A 19563-nucleotide genomic window follows, 5' to 3' on the forward strand; every position below is an offset into this window, starting at 1 on the left:
CGGAGGTCTCTCCACTACGATGTAGAACTCGTCCAGTCCTCCACCGTAGGTGGAGGTTTACTTTGATTACAAAAAAGCGGGCCGAGGCCCGCTTTGTCGGAAAGGTTGGACCGGATCCGGATCAATCCTTGGCGCGCTCGACGTAGGAGTTGTCTTCGGTCGCGATGACGACTCGCGTGCCAGCGTCGATATGAGGCGGCACCAGGGTCCGGAGACCGTTGGAAAGAATGGCTGGCTTGTAGGAAGACGAAGCGGTCTGACCCTTGACGACCGGCTCAGTCTCGACGATTTCCAACGTTACGTGGCGAGGAAGCTGAAGAGCCAGCGCAACACCTTCATGCATGGATAGGATGCAGGTCATGCCTTCCTGCAGGTAGGCCTTCTGGTCACCCATTGTCTCTTCGCTGACGACAACCTGATCGTAGCTTTCCGGGTTCATGAAGTGGAAGCCTTCGCCATCCTCATAAAGGTACTGGAAGTTCACGTCTTCCACGAAAGCGCGCTCGACCTGCTCGGTCGTGCGCCAGCGCTCGGAGACCTTCACACCATCGACGATACGGCGCATGTCCACCTGAGTGACCGGTGTGCCCTTGCCGGGATGGAAATTCTGCGCCGTCAAAACGACGTAGAGCTTGCCGTCCACATCGAGAACATTGCCCTTGCGGACGGAGGAGGCGATAATCTTGACCATAGGGTTTCCTTGTGACTGCCTTGGCTTGTCAGTGCGTGGAATGCGTCGTAGAGGACCAATCAGCCGACGGACCGTTGACGCTTGATCTTTCTTCAAGGCGCGCAACTACCTCAAATCCGCGGAAAGTGGAAGCCTTTGCAGTCAAGGCGCAAGAAGAAAGCCGGAAAGGAAAGCTATCTCGTGTCGCAAGAAAGCCCGTTTTCGCCCTCGTTCTGGTGGCGGCCGGATGTTCATGCCGATCGTAGACCCTTCCTTGTCGGCCGTAATCGCATCCAGTCGGCTTTCCGTGCCTACTTTGACGCGAACGAATTCCTCGAAGTCGATACCGCGACCCTGCAAGTTTCGCCCGGAAACGAAGCGCATCTGCATGCCTTTTCGACCGTTGCTTTGACAACCGACGGCCGAGCCCTGCCCTTGCATCTGCACACCTCCCCGGAATTTGCCTGCAAGAAGCTGCTGGCGGCGGGTGAGCGACGCATAAGCTGCTTTTCGCATGTCTTTCGAAACAGAGAACGGGGGCCGCTTCATCACCCTGAGTTCACGATGCTGGAATGGTATCGGGTTGGCGAAGACTATACGCAGCTGATGGCCGATTGTGCCGACCTCGTTGCACTCGCAGCCAAGACGGCGGGCACTACGCTTTTCAGCTATCGCGGAATGACCTGCAATCCGTTCATCCCGGCAGAAAGACTGAGCGTCGCGGATGCATTCCGCAAGTTTGCCGACATCGACATCCTGGCGACGATCAGTGAAGACGGGACGACGGATCAAGGAGCTCTGGCCAAACAATTGGAAAGATCCGGCATCCGCCACGCAAGCGATGATACATGGGCAGATCTCTACTCTCGTGTGCTGGTCGAAAGGATCGAACCACATCTGGGAGACGGACAGATGACGATCCTCGACCGATATCCGGTATCCGAGGCCGCTCTGGCGCGACCTACTTCCGACGATCCACGCGTGGCGGAACGGTTCGAGCTCTATGCCTGCGGGGTCGAACTCGCCAATGCCTTTGGAGAATTGACCGATCCGGTGGAGCAACGCCTGCGCTTCGAGGCCGAGATGGCGGAAAAGATTCGCGTTTACGGTGAATCCTATCCGCTCGACGAAGACTTTCTGGCGGCACTTGCCATCATGCCCGACGCAAGCGGGATCGCACTCGGCTTCGACCGGCTCGTCATGCTGGCGACCGGAGCGCTTCGGATCGATCAGGTCATGTGGGCGCCGGTCGCGGATTATCGATGATGGCAACACGTCCGCTCAAGACACCATCCGAACTGCTGGACGCAGACCTGATCTCGCAGCAGCATCTGGCCGACGCTCAGGCGGTCGCTGAGCGCTATGCAATCGCCTTGACGCAGACCGTGGTCGACCTGATCGATCGCGGCGCCCCCGACGATCCGATTGCCAGGCAGTTCATACCGGATATTGCAGAACTGACGACGACGAACGAGGAACGTGTGGACCCGATTGGAGACGGCGCGCACAGCCCTGTACGGGGTATTGTTCATCGCTATCCGGACCGTGTCCTTCTGAAAGCTGTTCATATCTGCCCGGTCTATTGCCGCTTTTGCTTCCGTCGCGAAATGGTCGGACCGACGGGCGACGGCACACTGTCACCGCCAGAATTGCAGGAAGCGCTGGACTATATCAGCTCCCGAACCGAAATCTGGGAGGTCATTCTGACGGGCGGAGACCCGCTGGTTCTCTCTCCAAGACGTCTTGCCGAGATCATGAATGGGCTTCGTTCCATTGAACATGTGAAGATCGTCCGATTCCATTCCCGCGTCCCTGTCGTCGATCCGCGAGCCATCAATACGGATCTGGTCGATGCCCTTCGGCAGAGCGGCAAGGCGGTCTATGTCGCACTTCATGCCAACCATCCCCGCGAAATGACGGATGAGGCGCGCGATGCCTGCGCAACATTGATTGATGCTGGGATTGCGATGATCAGCCAGACCGTGCTTCTGAAGGGCGTCAACGACGATCCGGATGTACTGGCGGTTTTGATGCGAGCCTTCGTTGAGGCGCGGGTGAAGCCCTACTATCTTCATCACCCGGATCTCGCGCCCGGCACCAGCCATTTTCGATTGGATATCGCCCAGGGCCAGGAAATCGTTGCTGCACTTCGTGGCAATCTTTCCGGCCTCTGCCAGCCGACTTACGTTCTCGATATCCCCGGCGGGCACGGCAAGGCAGTGCTCGGACCTCAGGCTGTTCAGGCGGCTGACGACGGCTGTTATTCCGTGAGTGACTACCGAGGCGGAACACATCGATACCCGCCAAGCTAGCTGTCTATATCGCCTGCAACTGATGCGTTTCGGACTGTTTGAGCGGTCCGTTGCAACATGATTCGCTGTCTCTTTAGCACCCATAGCCACACGCGTTTCAACGAATGCTATGGACGCAGGCGCTGATCGCGCTATTCTCCTTATAAATCAACAGCCTTCCGGGGGAGTAGCGATGGCTGACGCTGAGTACGAGACAAGCCCTGAAGCCATGACCGACGGCGAGCAGTCAGCTTACTGGCCTGAAGCCGACGAATTCGTTGCCGAGCACTATGGCCTGGCCGGGGAAGTCTTACCCGTCGATATCGACCCACCGCGCTTCTTCATTCGGTACGAGGAAGTTACCTGCAGGCTCGATTTTGGCGAAGAACAACAGCTATTCGAGCGCTTCAAGATCGAGCATGAGCTGCTGCATCGGTTGCGAGGAGAAACAGGGCGAATCGGCGCACCGGAACCGCTTGCGGCCCAGCAGGGAGCGGATCTGATCAGCCTAGACGGAAGTCTGGCGGAAGGCGATCAGGCTTTTGCGCGCCTTTTTGCGTTTCCGCCCGGGGAGCCCATGCCGAATCTTGCGGAGCTCTCGGATCTGGAGATTGGCCGGATCGGAACATTTGCCGCCCAGTTGTCTCGCGATCTTGTCGCCATTTCGGATCTTGAGGGACATGCTACCCAAACATCTCAGCTGAGCGTCGATCAAGATCTGCGGCAGGTCGGGCCACAGGTTGTTCATTACCTGAGAAATCTCACCGAACCGGCGGTGCGCGATCCAATCGCTCGCGCCACCGTGACCGCGCTTCGACAGGTTCAGCCTCTGGGAGAACAACTGCGCGTTCAATTGATCCATCATCGGCCGATTGGCGATAATCTGGTTGGCCTGCCGGGGGAAGCCGGTTGGGTACCGACCGGCTTTACCAGCCCGGAGCTTTTGGGTAGCGGCTGGGTTGTCGCGTCTCTGGCGGGCGTCTGCGCAGAAATCCTGCAGCGCGGCACGGGCAGTGCATTTTCCGTCCTGCCAGCCATCAAGGCATTCCACGCCGAACTTCCGTTGAACGAAGCGGAACTGACGGCGCTTTGGCCACTGGTCGTCGCCACTGTTGCGCGTGAGCGTGCACAGCATGAGCTTGCGTCCAACGGGGTCAGCGCTAGCCCAAAACTACAGGAAAGCAGAACCGGCTTTGAGAAGGCAGCGGACGTTGAACCCGGCGTGATGCATGCAGCCATCCTGCAAGCCGTTGAGTGGCCTTTGCCAGAAACGGCAGAATTTCTGCCGCTTCTGCCGGAACTGGATCTCCAGGATCTCCGTCTTGTCGATCTCTCCGCAACGAGCCCGCTTTTTGTGGACGGTAATTGGAACGACCCCGAGATCGATTGGCGTCTTCTGGCACGAATCGCCTGGGAAACAAAAATGGGGGCCACCCGCTTCGGAGAGTATCGTCTATCTCGTGGCTCGGCGGATGCTGACGCTCGCAACGTCGCCCTTCATATCGATATCTGCCTGCCGGCTGGAGCCACAGTGGCCGCTCCGTTCGGAGGCACCGTAAAGCAGACAAGCGGACTATTCATTCTTTCAGGCAAGGATGCGACTCTCTATCTCGAGGGCTTGGAAACTGTCTTGGCAGAGGGGACCATGTTGTTTGCGGGCGACCGTCTGGGGTCGGTCGGCGGTCCGGAGGGATCCGTAGGTGGATTACGCATTCGCCTTGTACGATCGCCGGATGTGGATCCGCCCTTATTCTGTTCCGGAAACGAACTGGGGCTTTGGAAACGTCTGGTCCTGTCTCCGTCTCAGGTACTCGGTCTCAATGTCGATGCGCCCGATGTATCGGGGGACGGCCATGTGCGAGGCTGGCACGAATATCTTTTCGACAGCTTCGGTCACCGCCGGATTGATTTGACAGGGTCAGCCGGCATTCTCGGCTATGGGCATGGAGTGCTTGCAGAAGCAGCTTACCGCCAATGGCTCACTCTCGGGGGCACAGTCGGAACTAGCCTGGAAGCGGAGTATCAGGCCGCCCTGCTTCAAGACATGCCGGGCCATCTTGATACCGTTCTTGCTCTGACCGACGAAACGCAGGCTATGGAGATTGCACGGCAATTGGCGGACAAGCTGTTTGATGATCCAGACGCCGTCTTGATTGCAGACGAAAGGCAATCCGGCTTCTGGCGCAATAGCAAAAAGGCCTGGTCGTTTCAGACGGCAGAGCAAACTCCGGATATTGTCGTCACCGGCTCGCCTGTTCCCCAGGAGCGGCTGGCAGCCGTCATCATCAGTCGATCGGTTCTGCCGGATGGACTTGAACTGCCGCAACCCGATGCGACAGCGGTGGCTTGTCGTATGGGGCTGGCAGTTCTGGATGCCCTCGATGACGCAGCGCTGAGGCGTGCGGCGTCAGACGCTGCGGACCTTCTATGGACCAGACTGGAAGAGCTATCAGACCGGAATCCTGCACTCATCGGTGTAGAAGGATCCGGTCTCGATCTTCGATTGAAGCTTTCCGGCGTGGACGCCACCGAGATCGCAAACCTTCTTCAAGGCCTCGGCGTCCTGGTGTCGCCTCCGACGACATCGGATGTGATCAGCATTGTTGCACCGCTCACGCTGTCGGAGGGCGCAGTCGCAGAATTCGTGGAAGCTTTGGCGGCCTGCCTGCCCGCCGTCGAATCCGGGCAGGACGAACAGGCACGCGATCTTAAGCCTCAAGACGAGCCAGATCCCCAATTTGAGAGCGAGCGTGAGCGAATGTGATCGCAATCCTATACAAAGGCAGATGCGCGAACAAGATTTCACACATCTGCCCGATTGCTGTCATCAAACAGAAAAAAATTCTAGCTATTCATAATTCCGATTGAACTGCAGCTTCGACTCGCTTATGGTCCAAAACACCTGAGACGAGCCGAGGAGGGTTCAGTCCGGAGAAGCGCAACACGAACGAGGGAGTGACAATGACGCTTATGATTCGCACTTCTCTTATTTGCGATGCGTCTGTTGTGAAACGCGTGGGCCAGATCTCCACCCCGCGCTGTCGAATGTGACGTTTCACCCGAAAACCGTCTGAAAAGTCTAATTCGTCATCGCTGCGTCACGCAGCCACACTAGGAGTATGACCATGCAAAAGCAGGTTATCGAATACGCTGGCGAGCCCGTTGGCATCGTTGTTCCCGACAACGATCGCTTGAAGTTCATCGCGGTCAAATTTCACGTCATCGATCTGGACGAGCAACGTTTCTCATCTGCCGATGAGGTGCGTCTCGCAATTCGCAACCACGTGCGGGATCAAGCGATCGCAGACCGTCGGGCAGTCGCCTGAACCTCAAGTATCCCGAACGAGCGGACCGCCCAACATGTGAAGGGCGGTCGCGTTATCTACGTCCGTGTCAGAACGCGGTAAATGTGAGCGTTGTAAGAGAGCGCTCGATTCCGGGAATGGATGCGATCTTTTCATTCACGAACTTCCCGATCTCTTCTCCCTCGCCGAGGTAGATCTTCAGGAGCAGGTCCCAGTCGCCGCTGGTGGAATAGAGTTCGGAAACCAGTTCGGTCTTGTAAATGGCATCGGCCACTTCGTAGGTCTTGCCCGGCGCACAGCGCAACTGGACGAAAATCGGCTTCATGTCATTTTCCCGTATCTCAGGCTGTCGGCCAGCCGTGGTGGACGTGTGAACGAAACTATTGGCCGATGCGACTGCTTCGTGCAACCCGGTCCTGCGTTCTTGCAGCCTCCTCGACAATCCAGTTTCTGAACGCCGCAAGTGGCGGATAGGAGCCGCGCTCCGGTGGATAGGCCAGAAAGTAACGACCGCTGTGGAGCGGAGAGGTCTCAATGGCTGGCACAAGCAAGCGCTTATCCAGTTCGCGATCAATCAGAAATCGGGGCATAAGAGCAAGCCCCATACCCGCGACCGCAGCCTCAAGCATTGTAGAAAACTGGTCGAACAACATTCCGTGCAGAGCCTCGAATTCGATACCTCGTGAGGTAAACCAGGTCTCCCAGGCATCTGGACGCGAATTGAGATGCAGCAGAGATGCGCCACGCAGATCGTCGCAAGACCGCAGATCACCACGCGACAGGTAAGCGGGAGCACAGACGGGGATCACATCCTCGTCCGTCAACACGGAAAGGCTTGCGCCTGGCCAGCGAGGCTCTCCAAAATGAATTGCGGCATCGAGAGTATCGAAACGGAAGTCGAATGGCTCAAGCCGGGTGATCAGATTGACCACGACACCGGGATGACGTTCCAGAAACCGTGGCAGGCGCGGGGTCAACCAGCGGCTACCGAAAAAGGGCAGGATGGCAAGGTTCAGCGTTCCGCCAGCCGGGTTGGCCCGCAAATTGAGGGATGCATTGGAGATGCGTCGTAACGCCTCGCGGACCTCTCTTGCGTAGGTGTCACCGGCAATCGTCAGGCGGATCGTCTGCCGCTCGCGCAGAAACAGGGCGACACCGAGCTGCTTTTCCAGAGACGAGATCTGGCGGCTGACAGCGCTTTGCGTCAGACCCAGTTCATTGGCTGCTGCGGTGACACTGCCGGTGCGTGCCGCGGCCTCGAAAGCGGCCAGAAGCGAAAATTAAGGCAGAAATCGGCGCGGCGGCAGCATTGCGAGATCATTCCTCCTGAGAATGAACTGATGAGAAGAATTCGATATTCACGCCATTGACGCGGCTGTAAAGATAGGTCGTCAAGCCTCCGGAACGATGATCCATGCTCAATGATCCCCGCACCCACGGCCTGTGGGCAAAGACTGCACCTGCCGCCCCGCCGACGACGCCCCTCACCGGCGACAGGACGGCCGAAATCGTCATCATCGGTGGCGGCTATACGGGCCTGTCTGCGGCTCTGCACCTAGCGCAGGCGGGACGCTCCGTCATCCTGCTGGAGGCCAAGGACATCGGCTTTGGTGGTGCAGGACGAAATGTGGGCCTCATCAATGCGGGAATGTGGGTCATGCCGGACGATCTTCCCGGCGAACTAGGAGAGATCCACGGCGAACGCCTGCTGAACCTCCTCGGCAACGGCCCTCAAGCGGTCATGGCACTCATTGAACAGCACGCAATAGAATGCGAGTTGACGCGCTCGGGCACCCTTCATTGTGCGGTCGGCGACGATGGATTGAAAGAAATCGAAGAGCGCGCGCGGCAGTGGCAGAAACGAGGTGCGCCCGTTGAATGGCTCGATGCAGCAGAAACGGAACGACGTATCGGCACGCGCGCTTATCGCGGTGCGCTGCTGGATCGTCGCGCAGGAACGCTCCAGCCACTCGCCTATGCTCGGGGTCTGGCCAATGCCGCCATCAAGGCGGGGGCCCTGCTGCATACGGGAAGCCCGGTCATCGGCTGGCAGGTTCGCGGGCAACGCCATATCGTTTCCACCGGCACCGGCAGCGTGACCGCAAACTGGGTGATCGTCGCAACGGATGCCTATACCACCGGCCCATTCGAGACAGTGCGGCGCGAGCAGGTTTATCTACCCTATTTCAACCTCGCGACCACGCCCCTCTCCGACAATCTGCGGCGCTCCATTCTGCCGGAGCGCGAGGGCTGCTGGGACACGAAGGAGATTCTCTCCTCCTTCCGCATGGATGCCAGGGGCCGCCTGGTGTTTGGATCTGTTGGCGCACTGCGAGGCACCGGGACGGCCATCCACAAAGGCTGGGCCCGTCGCGCCCTTGCCAAGCTGTTCCCACAACTGGGCGAAGTGGAATTCGAGGCCGAATGGTATGGCCAGATCGGCATGACCGATAATGCCCTGCCGCGCTTTCACAAATTCGCCGATCGCGTCATCGGATTTTCGGGCTATAACGGACGCGGCATCTCACCGGGTACGGTGTTCGGCAGGGTTCTTGCTGCGCATGTTCTGGGCGAATTGCCAGAAGCTGATCTGCCTCTGCCGCTGACGGAACCAACCGAGCCACTGATGAGGCCGATCAAGGAAGCCTATTACGAGATTGGAGCACAGATTGCTCACCTTGCGGGCGATCGATTTTAAGAGCTGAACGATCAGATGATCATGACCAGAAGACGAGAAGGACCAAGATGAGCCTCGCCACTCTGAACCTTGCCGCCGAAGCGGAAACTATCCTTGCAAAACTCGGTGTGGCACCTTCTGCCTATAAAGGTGGAACCTTGGCCGTCCGATCTCCCATTACTGGCACCGAAATCGGGCGTCTTCCCGAGTTGACATCGCAGCAGGCTCAGTCAGTCATAGGTGCGGCGCATCAGGCTTTTCAGGAATGGCGCCTGGTACCAGCCCCCAAGCGCGGGGAGCTTATTCGTCTCCTTGGTGATGAACTGCGCGCGGCCAAGGCGGATCTCGGCAAACTCGTTTCCATCGAGGTCGGCAAGATCACGTCCGAGGGCTTGGGCGAAGTACAGGAAATGATCGACATCTGCGATTTCGCTGTCGGTCTCTCACGCCAGCTCTACGGCCTGACCATCGCAACGGAACGGTCGGATCATCGCATGATGGAAACCTGGCATCCACTCGGTGTCGTCGGCATCATTTCTGCCTTCAATTTTCCGGTTGCGGTCTGGGCCTGGAATGCGGCGCTGGCGCTGGTCTGCGGCAATGCCACCGTCTGGAAGCCCTCCGAGAAGACGCCACTGACGGCACTGGCCACGCAGGCAATTTTTGAAAAGGCGCTCAAGCGTTTCGTAGCCGAGGGCGGAAAGGCACCGGCCAACCTCTCGTCGCTTCTCATCGGCGGCCGCGATATCGGTGAAGTTCTGGTCGACCACCCGAAGGTGCCGCTGGTTTCTGCGACCGGTTCCACGGCCATGGGTCGCGCCGTTGGACCACGGCTAGCAAAGCGCTTTGCACGCGCCATTCTGGAACTGGGCGGCAACAACGCCGCCATCATTACCCCGACCGCGGACCTGGACCTGACATTGCGGGGCGTTGCCTTCGCTGCCATGGGGACAGCCGGTCAGCGCTGCACAACGCTTCGCCGTCTTTTCGTCCACGACAGCGTCTATGACAACCTCGTGCCACGCCTGAAGAAGGCGTACCAATCGGTCACGATCGGCAATCCAACGGTTGACGGAAATCTTGTCGGCCCGCTGATCGACAAGGCCTCATTCGAACGGATGCAAAAGGCCATCGAAGCTGCCAAAGCGGAAGGCGGCGCAGTAACCGGCGGCGAACGCGTTCTGGAAGCCGATGCTGCCGACGCCTATTATGTCCGCCCGGCCATTGTCGAGATGCCGTCTCAGTGCGGTCCGGTCATTGAGGAAACATTCGCGCCTATCCTCTATGTCATGAAGTATTCCGACTTCGACGCCGTGCTCGACCTGCACAATGGTGTGCCGCAGGGCCTGTCGTCGTCCATCTTTACCAATGACATGCGCGAGGCGGAAACCTTCATCTCGGCCCGAGGATCCGATTGCGGCATCGCCAATGTCAATATCGGCCCGTCAGGTGCGGAAATCGGTGGCGCCTTTGGCGGCGAAAAGGAAACCGGAGGCGGTCGCGAATCCGGCTCCGATTCATGGAAGGCCTATATGCGCCGCGCGACCAATACGCTGAACTATGGCCGGACACTGCCGCTTGCCCAGGGCGTCAAGTTCGATATCGCCTGACAGGCAGGAGGCACCGCATGGCTGAAACGCTCAATCTTCTCACCGATATCGAGGGCTTGAGTGTCGGCCATGCGACCGACCTGAACCTGGGTTCAGGAGTCAGTGTCGTAGTGTTCAATGAACCGGCCATCGCTTCCGGCACTGTTATGGGTGGTGCACCCGGCGGGCGGGACACAGCTCTTCTCGACCCAGCCATGACGGTGGAAAAAGTTGACGCGCTGGTCCTTTCCGGAGGCTCGGCATTCGGCCTCGATGCCGCAGGCGGTGTACAGGCTGGTCTTCGCGAAATGGGACGCGGCTTGCAGGTTGGTACGACACGCGTTCCGATCGTGCCGCAGGCAATCCTCATGGATCTATTGAATGGCGGCAACAAGGATTGGGGCCTTCATTCGCCCTATCGAGATATGGGGTATGAAGCATTCAAGGCGGCCCAGACCGGTCGTTTTGATCTGGGAACAGTCGGGGCAGGCACAGGCGCGACGACGGCGACCTTCAAGGGTGGCTTGGGCTCAGCCAGTGCGGTGACATCTACGGGACATCGAATCGGAGCTCTTGTTGCGGTCAACGCGCTGGGATCGGCGACCGTTGGCGAAGGCCCGCATTTCTGGGCTGCTCCCTTCGAGCAGGGTGATGAATTCGGTGGTCTTGGCCTTCCTTCGCAATTCAATGCGGATCATCTGGCACTGCGCCTGAAGGGCGTCAATCTCAAGGCCACGACCATCGGTCTGGTGGTGACCGATGCCATCCTGACCAAGGCACAGGCTCATCGACTATCCATCATGGCTCAGGATGGACTGGCGCGGGCAATCCTTCCTGCCCATCTGCCCGCAGATGGCGACACGGTCTTTGCCGCCTCGACGGCCAGACGCGCTTTGGCGCAGCCATCCGATTTCATGGAGCTTTGCCATCTGGCGACACTGACATTCGCCAGGGCAATCGCCCGCGGAGTTTATGAAGCACGCGCCCTCCCCGCTGAAGATAGCCAAAGAGCGTGGCGAGACCACCACGCATAGCCTGACAAGAGCATCGGGCGAAAAAGTGGAAACCGGTTTTTCGCTCAACCGATGCGTCAACAAAGAATTTGGAGCGCCGGGCCGTTCCCGATTAGTCGCCCGACGCTCCAAAGGTTCGTCTCAGGCCGGCTGCACGCTTGTTTTCATGACCCGCACAGTTATGAACCAGAAGAGGATCCCGACGGCGATCAGAGCTCCGGCAATTGTGTACTGAATAGGATCACGACCTGTCCATGGACCAGCAAGAAAAACGCAGCTGATCGCGCCAAGGACAGGCACGATTGTCGGCGTGCGAAAATGCTTGTGTTCCACTTTGTCCTTGCGCAGGACCAGCACGGCGATGTTGACGATCGCAAAAACACAGAGAAGCAGCAGAGCAGTTGTTCCCCCAAGCGCAGGCACGGCGCCAACGAAAGTAATCAGCAGCACAGCGATCGATGTTGTGAAGAGAATCGCGATGTAAGGGGTGCGTCGCTTGGCATGAACACGACCGAGCAATGCCGGGAGAACGCCTTCTCTGGCCATGCCGTAGATCAGCCGACTCGCCATCATCATGTTGATCAATGCAGAATTTGCAACGGCGAACATGGTGATGATGCCAAAGACGCTGATTGGAAAGCCCGGTGCTCCCGCCTGAACAACCTTCAGCAAGGGCGTCTCGCCTTCCCCAAGATCTGCTGCAGGAACAAGGGTGATGGCGGATATCGCAACCAGGACATAGATAATCCCCGTAATGATCAAACCACCGAGCAAGACCTTTGGGAAAATGCGGCTCGGCTCCTTGCACTCTTCAGCCATGTTGACCGAATCCTCAAACCCAACCATGGCGAAGAAGGCCAGAGTGGTTCCGGCAATAACAGACCAGAAGAGGCCGTGATCCTGAGCAGGCTGGAATGTGAACGCGCGAGACACATCACCCTGCCCGCCCATGATTGCCCAGAAGCCGATGCCGATAATGATCAGCAATCCGCTCAACTCAACAACGGTGAGCAGGACATTGACCTTGACACTCTCGCCCACGCCACGGAAGTTGACGACCGCAACCAAGGCAATGAATGCGAGTGCGACAAGCGTGATCGTCAATCCGCCGGACGCAAGACCGGTTGAAGCTACGAAATTGGCTGCAAACGCACGTGAAGCGGTCGAAGCAGACGTGATGCCCGAAGACATCACTGCGAACGCAACAAGGAAGGTGAGGAAATGAATGCCGAACGCTTTGTGCGTATACAGGGCGGCACCTGCGGCCTTCGGGTACTTCGTGACCAGTTCCAGGTAACTGAATGCCGTCAGCAATGCGACAGCGAAAGCGACAAGAAACGGTAGCCAGACCACGCCCCCGACTTCGGCAGCCACCTGCCCGGTCAGCGCGTAAATGCCTGTTCCAAGAATGTCACCAACGATGAAGAGAAGCAGGAGGCCCGGGCCCATGACCCGCTTGAGTTCATGGGTCTCGCCCAGGTGTTCCGCCATCTTGCCGTCTTTCATGCTGACCCTCCCGCGCATCTCAACTCTGCATACGGACGACGAAATCTCTCGATGCAGCTTCAGGCAGTAGTTAGAGCGGACGCTACCAATTCCGAGTGGGCCAAAGACGGAAATGCTGGAAAGGATTGTCTTCGATCACACCAACAATGCGTCCTCCTCTCGAAAGCATGGCTCCAGGTGCTGAGCAGTTTTTGGATCAAGCTCAATTTGAGACATTTCAGGATTGATGGCAGAAAGTACCTGATTTTCCGATGACACGGACGTTTTCGAGATCCGTAAGGAAAATCAACCGGGCGAGTGACAGGAATTATCTGCGCCATTACTGACTGATGCCCGACCGACGCACCGCCTCTAAACTGCACTTGATCTATAGTTGACGCTGATAATCAGGTATCACCTAACCATCTCAAACAGCATTCGAATTAGAATCTGAGAAGCTTAAACGTTAACCATGTTTGTTATCCAAACTTAACAAAAAATTAATAATAACTCTTCGCAGATGCGGTAGGTCTGATAATGTGTCGGCTCAGCAGCTGAGGGTTATGCACATGGCGGAAGTGACGGACTACGAGCGTCTGGCCTATCAACTTATGAAGGGTCATCCAATTTTGGGACAAATCCCGGAAGGACTGGATGACGAAAAACGTGTCAATACGACACATTTCCGAGAGCGCCGCGAAGGCTTGCCACCGGAACTCAGCTTCGCTCTCCGAGAGTGGGAAAATCTCAAGATCAAGGTCGATCCGGCGAACCGGACACTGTGGTACTACATGACACCGCACTCGGCGCCCAGTTTCACACCAGGCCTGCTGAGCGATCTCATCGATTTCCGCAACACGGTTCAGTCCATTTATCATCGCACGCCAGCGGATCAAAAACTGCTCTATCTGGTCAGCGGCTCCGGCCTGCCAGGCATTTACAATCTGGGCGGCGATCTTGGGTATTTTGCGCAGCACATCCGCTCGAAAGACCGCGAGCGTTTGCGCCGTTATGCGCATGATTGCATTGATCTGATGTACTCGTGCGCCAGCAGCCTGGGCCTCCCCATCATCCTGATATCCCTTGTTCAGGGGGATGCGCTTGGCGGAGGTTTCGAAGTCGCGCTGTCATCGGATATCATCATCGCGGAGCGTTCTGCGAAGTTCGGTCTTCCCGAAATCCTCTTCAATCTCTTTCCGGGCATGGGAGCCTACAGCTTCCTGTCTCGCAAGCTGGATCCGGCCCGAGCGATGCGGATGATTACCAGCGGCAAGGTCTATACCGCGGAAGAATTGCAACAGATGGGCCTGGTCGAACTGGTCGTCGATGATGGAAAAGGCGAGGAGGCGGTTCGGGACTATATTGCCCGCAACAGCCGCAAGCACGCCATTCACAGGACTATCCGGGACGTAGGACGACGGGTCAACGGACTTACCTATGAGGAGCTTCGAGACGTCGTTGATCTGTGGGTGGACGCCGCGATGAATCTGGATGAGCAGGATTTGCGAAAGATCGAGCGTTTGCGAGCGGCTCAGGCCAAGCGGGTTGGCTTGACCTGACCCTGCGCCTCGTCAGGATGCGCGCCTCTTGCGTGAATCCAGCTCCTGCCGGAAGCGATCGATTTCCTCGTGCAATTCATGAACGTGGATTTCGCCGCTTTCACTGAGTTCGCGGTCGGCGATCTCCCGCCAGTCCAGACACATCTGGTAGATGCGCATGGCGCCGACGTTCGCCGCGGCGCTGCGCAAGGCGTGTGCAGAATTGCGGAACTCCCCGACATTTTCCTCTGCGACGGCATTTGCGAGCGCCTTCATGGCATTGGCAGAATCGTCAACGAATTGCATAAGCAATGCGTCAACGAAGTCGTCACCACCAAGCTGCGCCAGAGCGGCAGTTGTGCCGCTGTCGATGACCGGCTGATCTGACGCAGAGGGGGAATCCGCATCCACACTCTCAGAGGATGATGATTCACGTGTAACTGGCAGAACTCCGTCGAGCAACCGGTCGATTTCCGCTAGCAAGCGCTTTGGCTCGATCGGCTTTGTCAGGCACTCCACCATGCCGGCATCGAGACACCTTTGTCGAGCTTCTCCGGTTGCATCTGCTGTAAAACCAACAATTGGGATCGCAACCGTCCCGAGGGATGCAAACCGATAGAACTTTGTCGCCTCGATACCGTTCATGACGGGCATATTGACGTCCATCAGCACAAGGTCGAAACCGCCCTTCAGCATCAGGTCGACGGCATTTTCACCGTTATCGGCGATCTCGAAGCTATGACCACCGCTCTCCAGTGTTTTGGCGATGACCATCTGATTGGTTTTGTTGTCGTCCGCAATCAAAATTCGGTATCCGACCGTGGCGGCAGGCTGATCGTCCAAAATCAAAGGCGCTCCGCTCAAGCCGGCCAAATGCTTCGCCAGCTCCATGTCACTGCCATTGGTAACCGCGACAAAAAGGTTCCGGTCGAAGTCTGGAACCGGCAAAACGGGATCGACGAGAAGAACGAGAACCGGCTCGTCTTCCCCCGTGCCCGGCTGCAGCAGCGCGTGGGCGACTTCGACCGCTGTCGGATCTGTCAAGGCGGCATCGATCAATACAGCGGGACGCGAGATTCCGCTCGCTTGTAGCGAACGAATGCGGGCTATGGCAGCCTCTAGGCTGGTGACCGGTGAAAGTCCGGCGACAAGCGCACCGTCGTGATGCCGCTGCGATACGAGTATGGGAGCCGATTCGGATGCATGCGGCACCTCAAGTTCAGCCACCTCCACCGGCAGATGGAATGAGAAGACACTGCCACGACCCAGAGCACTGGAGACGGATATTTCGCCCCCCATCGTACGGACGAGTTGGCGAACAATTGCAAGACCAAGACCTGTTCCGCCAAAGCGGTCCATGATACTGCCATCAGCCTGCGTGAACCGCTCGAAAATGCGCCCATGGGCAGACGGATCGATACCGATGCCGGTGTCAGCCACATCAACCAGCAGATCGCCGCCTTCATCCGTTTCCGAGCGGAACCCGACCTCGAGCCGCACATAGCCGTGCTCGGTAAATTTTACCGCATTGCTGGCAAGGTTCAGGATGACTTCCTCGATATGGCGGCGATCGGCAACGACGGCCCGCGGCGTACCAGGTCGGATATGGATGGCAACACGCAAGCCCTTTCTGCTTGCGCTAACCCCGATCATGGCCCGGACATCGCGCAGCAATGCGCATAGTTCAATAGGCTCGCTCTTGATCGTCATTTGCCCGGATTCGATCCGTGCAAAGTCTAGAACTGTTTCGATCAGTGACAACAGCGAGCGCCCTGAAGCTCCGATAACGCGCGCCATCTCATGCTGTTCAGTTTTCAGGCGCGCAGAGACGAGAAGATCCGCAAGGCCGATGATCGCATTGAGCGGCGTGCGCAGTTCATGGCTCATGCTGGCAAGAAACAGGCTCTTTGATCTGCTGGCTTCCTCGGCTTGCTGCTTTGCTTCGGACAATTTTCGAATGAGTGTCGACGTATAGGCGGGTATCACGATCAGCGCTGCAGCGAGGCCGATCGAAGCGCTCGGCTGACTTTGCCAGAACGGAGTATTTGCATAGACGACGCCGAAGCAAATCAGAGCCGTAATCGCTGCGATTGCCAAATAGATCAGACCAAAGCGAAAACCGTTCCCAAGCACGGCCCAGAGGTAGACCAGAATGAAAGCCGCACCCGCCTCGCCACTGATGTGAAGTCCGAAGGAAAACAGACCAAGATCGGCAGCAATCCCAATTAGGCGACGCACATGCGAGACGCCCGGCGAAATGAGCAAATGTAGAAACAGCGCCCCGGCAATCGCCTCAAAGGCAAGGGCAGGAACAGCTGCAATCTGCAGGGCAGTCGTTGCCGCATCCGACCCCATCATGTGCGCTACAACAAGATAGATCAGAAATGTTGAAGACAGCAGGAGACGATTGGCGGTCAGTTCATGTTCGGTATCCGGGCGCTGCTTCAGAAGTGCCCGCATGTCATAGACGGATTGCGAGATCGACTGTCTGAAAAGCCGACTGAAATCATAGGGACGCAGGCCGGTCATGCCGTCAACTCGAGTTTGCGACTGGCACGCACCATGGCGATGAAGTCTGCGGCCGGCATAGGCTTTCCGTAGAAATAGCCCTGCATGACATCACATCCGTCTGCCTTGAGAAGATTTGCCTGCGCTTCGGTTTCAACCCCTTCCGCCACGACCGTCAGGCCTAGGCTATGTCCAAGATTGGCGACTGTCCGCACGATCGCATGATCGCTCGGGTTATCGACCATATTGCGAATGAAACATTGGTCGATCTTGATCCGGTCGAGCGGAAACTGCTTGATATAGTTCAAGGATGAATAGCCGGTTCCGAAATCGTCAACAGAGATGGTCGCTCCGAGCTCAGCGATCTGTCGCAAGGTGGCGACCACCGACTCGCTGTCCTCCATCACGATGTTTTCCGTGATCTCGAGATCAAGGCAACGCGGATCGAGTTGCGTAGCAGAGAGCGCCTTGACGACCAGCGCCGAAACATTGACGCGCTGGAATTGGATAGGCGAAAGATTGACGCCGATCTTGATGGGACCAAGGCCCATTCGGTGCCAGGACTTGGCTTCACGGCACGCCTCCATCAGCACCCATTCATTGATCGGGACGATCATGCCGTTTTCTTCGGCGCGTGGCAGGAATTCGCCGGGCGACACCATCCCCCTGTCGGGACTGTTCCATCGCAAGAGCGCTTCAGCCCCGATAATCTGGCCCGTCCCTGAGGAGACTTGTGGCTGATAGTAGAGCTCGAACTCCTTGCGCTCGATGGCAAGGCGCAATCGACTGTCAAGCGCCGCATGATTGCGTGTGCGTTCGGCCATGTTCGTTTCAAACAGCCGGAATTGATTGCCGCCCCTTTGCTTGGCTTGCTGAAGAGCCAGTTCGGCATTCTGCATAAGACGTTCATCTTCCGTCGCATCGAACGGATAGAGAGTCACACCAACGCTTGCACCGCAGGCCGCATCCTTGTCTCCAAACTCGAATGGCGCTCCAAGCGCCGCTACAATCCGATCCGCAAGATCGGCAGGCGGCAGAGTCTGGCCCGAAATTGATTGAAGGAAACCGAAATCGTCTGCTCCCACCCGAGCGACGAAATCATCAGGACCGGCAAGTGCGAAAAGCCTGCTGGCAACTTCCCGGAGATAGGCGTCTCCCGCTTCGTGTCCAAGCAAATCATTGATGCTCTTGAACTCGTCAATATCCACCAGATGGATGGCGAAGGCACGGTCCCCGCGGCGTGCGCGCGCAACTTCCCGCCGCAGTCGGTCCTGGAAGAAATTGCGATTGGGCAAACTTGTAACGGCATCGTGCTGCAGCGCGTGCAAAAGATGTTCATCCGCTCGCTTTCGATCGGTGATATCGAGTGCACTGGTAACCACGCCCATGATGGCCTCGTGAGAGTCACGCAGTGGGCTCTTCGTGGTGAGGAATACGCGCTTCTCGCCAAAGCTATTGGTCAGTTGTCGTTCAAAACTCACCAACGCCTGACCGCTACGAATGACCTTGCGGTCAAGCAATCTATTGGGGGCCACGAGGTCGGCGTCGACCAGAACGTCGCTGCTCTTGCCAACTAGATCGGCCGGATCGCAGCCGAAGAAACTTCCAGCGAAATGATTGGCAAATAGAATTCGACCGTCCAGATCGCTGGCGCTGACCATGGCTGGGACTGTATCGATGACCTGAGCCAGACGTTCGCTCGAATCGCGAAGAGCCGCTTCACGACTTTCCTCGCTGCTGGCGAGTTCCTGAGCTAGTACCTCTGCACGGATTTCAAGCAGTAACTGCTGTTTGCGCAGCTTAAGCAGATTGCGTGCCCGGGTGACGAACTCTTGATGATCGACTGGGCTTTGAAGAAAATCTGTAGCACCGGCCTCAAGCGCACGCATGCGGAAGCTTCGTTCTTCGTAAACCGTAATCACAATGACCGGGATTTCCGAGAAGCCTGGAAGCACGCGCAGGGCCCGAATAAAACCTTCACCATCCATGACGGGCATCTTGTAGTCGGTCACGATCAAATCAGGCACAAGGCCTTCACCGAACTCCTTCAGCGCGTGCGACGGATCTCCAAAAACACGGATAACCATGCCGCTTTCGATTGACGAGGCAAGCCTCTCGAAAATTCGGCGATTGGTCTCCTGATCATCGAGAATGACAATGAGAGGCATCAGGTTTCCGATATCATTTCGGCGCGCTGGTCGCACGCCGACTAAAAGATCCACGTGCGCTTTCGAACAACAGTTCGACAATTCACTGATATTAGATCGGATACCCGTTAAGATTCCGCTACCAAGATATGCAACCAAATCAAAACAATACATTCATCCCGGCGTTGTATGTATTAACGCGGGACACATAAAACGGCTCGCAGCATACACGTCCTGTTTCGAAGAAAAATTGAATGTGCTGGCGCCATCGGTCAACAGGCGCCCGCCAGACACGACAGCATGCTCGAGACAAACCCGCGCATGACAATGTGACATAAGT

Annotated in this window: 14 protein-coding genes; 8 read left to right on the forward strand and 6 right to left on the reverse strand. The window is 57.3% G+C overall.

The features are described 5' to 3' along the window. Positions 1-121 precede the first annotated feature (121 nt). Complete coding sequence (gene efp / locus MUU53_RS18265) at positions 122-691, reverse strand: elongation factor P (protein WP_137134792.1); 570 nt, start codon at positions 689-691, stop codon at positions 122-124. A gap of 180 nt (positions 692-871) precedes the next feature. Between efp and epmA the strand changes: the two genes are divergently transcribed. From epmA to MUU53_RS18285, 4 genes are all read left to right on the forward strand, one after another. Continuing rightward, the gene (gene epmA, locus MUU53_RS18270) at positions 872-1936 is read left to right on the forward strand and encodes an EF-P lysine aminoacylase EpmA (RefSeq protein ID WP_247262166.1); all 1065 of its coding nucleotides are present in this window, start codon (positions 872-874) and stop codon (positions 1934-1936) included. Continuing rightward, entirely contained in the window at positions 1933-2982 is a 1050-nt protein-coding gene (locus tag MUU53_RS18275; protein ID WP_247262167.1) for a lysine-2,3-aminomutase-like protein, read from the forward strand. Before epmA ends, MUU53_RS18275 begins: the two co-directional genes overlap by 4 nt. A 172-nt stretch (positions 2983-3154) precedes the next feature. Next, positions 3155-5725: an aminotransferase class III-fold pyridoxal phosphate-dependent enzyme gene (locus MUU53_RS18280; RefSeq protein ID WP_247262168.1), complete on the forward strand. Its 2571-nt coding sequence runs from the start codon at positions 3155-3157 to the stop codon at positions 5723-5725. 361 nt (positions 5726-6086) lie between these two features. Beyond that, positions 6087-6287 carry a hypothetical protein gene (locus MUU53_RS18285; RefSeq protein WP_062557210.1) on the forward strand — a complete coding sequence of 67 codons (201 nt, stop codon included), beginning with the start codon at positions 6087-6089 and terminating at the stop codon, positions 6285-6287. Between the two features lie 67 nt (positions 6288-6354). Here the strand turns inward: MUU53_RS18285 and MUU53_RS18290 are convergent, their stop codons facing one another. Both MUU53_RS18290 and MUU53_RS18295 read right to left on the reverse strand, forming a co-directional pair. Beyond that, entirely contained in the window at positions 6355-6591 is a 237-nt protein-coding gene (locus MUU53_RS18290; RefSeq protein ID WP_247262169.1) for an Lrp/AsnC ligand binding domain-containing protein, read from the reverse strand. A gap of 55 nt (positions 6592-6646) precedes the next feature. Next, on the reverse strand, positions 6647-7537 hold the full coding sequence (locus MUU53_RS18295; RefSeq protein WP_247262184.1) for a LysR family transcriptional regulator: 891 nt from the start codon (positions 7535-7537) through the stop codon (positions 6647-6649). A 143-nt stretch (positions 7538-7680) separates the two neighbouring features. Between MUU53_RS18295 and MUU53_RS18300 the strand changes: the two genes are divergently transcribed. Genes MUU53_RS18300 through MUU53_RS18310 form a run of 3 tightly spaced genes read left to right on the forward strand, consistent with a single transcriptional unit; the run spans position 7681 to position 11566 of the window. Beyond that, positions 7681-8964, forward strand: a complete 1284-nt coding sequence (locus tag MUU53_RS18300; protein WP_247262170.1) for an NAD(P)/FAD-dependent oxidoreductase — start codon at positions 7681-7683, stop codon at positions 8962-8964. 47 nt (positions 8965-9011) lie between these two features. Continuing rightward, positions 9012-10553, forward strand: coding sequence for an L-piperidine-6-carboxylate dehydrogenase (amaB, locus tag MUU53_RS18305; RefSeq protein ID WP_247262171.1), 1542 nt, complete (start codon positions 9012-9014; stop codon positions 10551-10553). A gap of 17 nt (positions 10554-10570) precedes the next feature. Next, a complete protein-coding gene (locus tag MUU53_RS18310; RefSeq protein ID WP_247262172.1) occupies positions 10571-11566 on the forward strand; it encodes a P1 family peptidase in 996 nt (331 codons plus the stop codon). 120 nt (positions 11567-11686) lie between these two features. Here MUU53_RS18310 and MUU53_RS18315 read toward each other — a convergent pair whose 3' ends face one another. After that, positions 11687-13051, reverse strand: coding sequence for an APC family permease (locus tag MUU53_RS18315; RefSeq protein ID WP_247262173.1), 1365 nt, complete (start codon positions 13049-13051; stop codon positions 11687-11689). Between the two features lie 548 nt (positions 13052-13599). Between MUU53_RS18315 and MUU53_RS18320 the strand changes: the two genes are divergently transcribed. Then, positions 13600-14589, forward strand: coding sequence for a crotonase/enoyl-CoA hydratase family protein (locus tag MUU53_RS18320; protein ID WP_244484845.1), 990 nt, complete (start codon positions 13600-13602; stop codon positions 14587-14589). A 12-nt stretch (positions 14590-14601) separates the two neighbouring features. Here MUU53_RS18320 and MUU53_RS18325 read toward each other — a convergent pair whose 3' ends face one another. Further along, positions 14602-17097 (reverse strand): ATP-binding protein, encoded by a 2496-nt coding sequence (locus MUU53_RS18325; protein ID WP_247262174.1) that lies wholly within the window; start codon positions 17095-17097, stop codon positions 14602-14604. Further along, on the reverse strand, positions 17094-19244 hold the full coding sequence (locus MUU53_RS18330) for an EAL domain-containing protein (protein ID WP_247262175.1): 2151 nt from the start codon (positions 19242-19244) through the stop codon (positions 17094-17096). The genes MUU53_RS18325 and MUU53_RS18330 overlap by 4 nt, the downstream gene beginning before the upstream one ends. Positions 19245-19563 lie beyond the last annotated feature (319 nt).

This window comes from Affinirhizobium lemnae (genome assembly GCF_022968395.1).
Classification (GTDB): Bacteria; Pseudomonadota; Alphaproteobacteria; order Rhizobiales; family Rhizobiaceae; genus Neorhizobium; species Neorhizobium lemnae.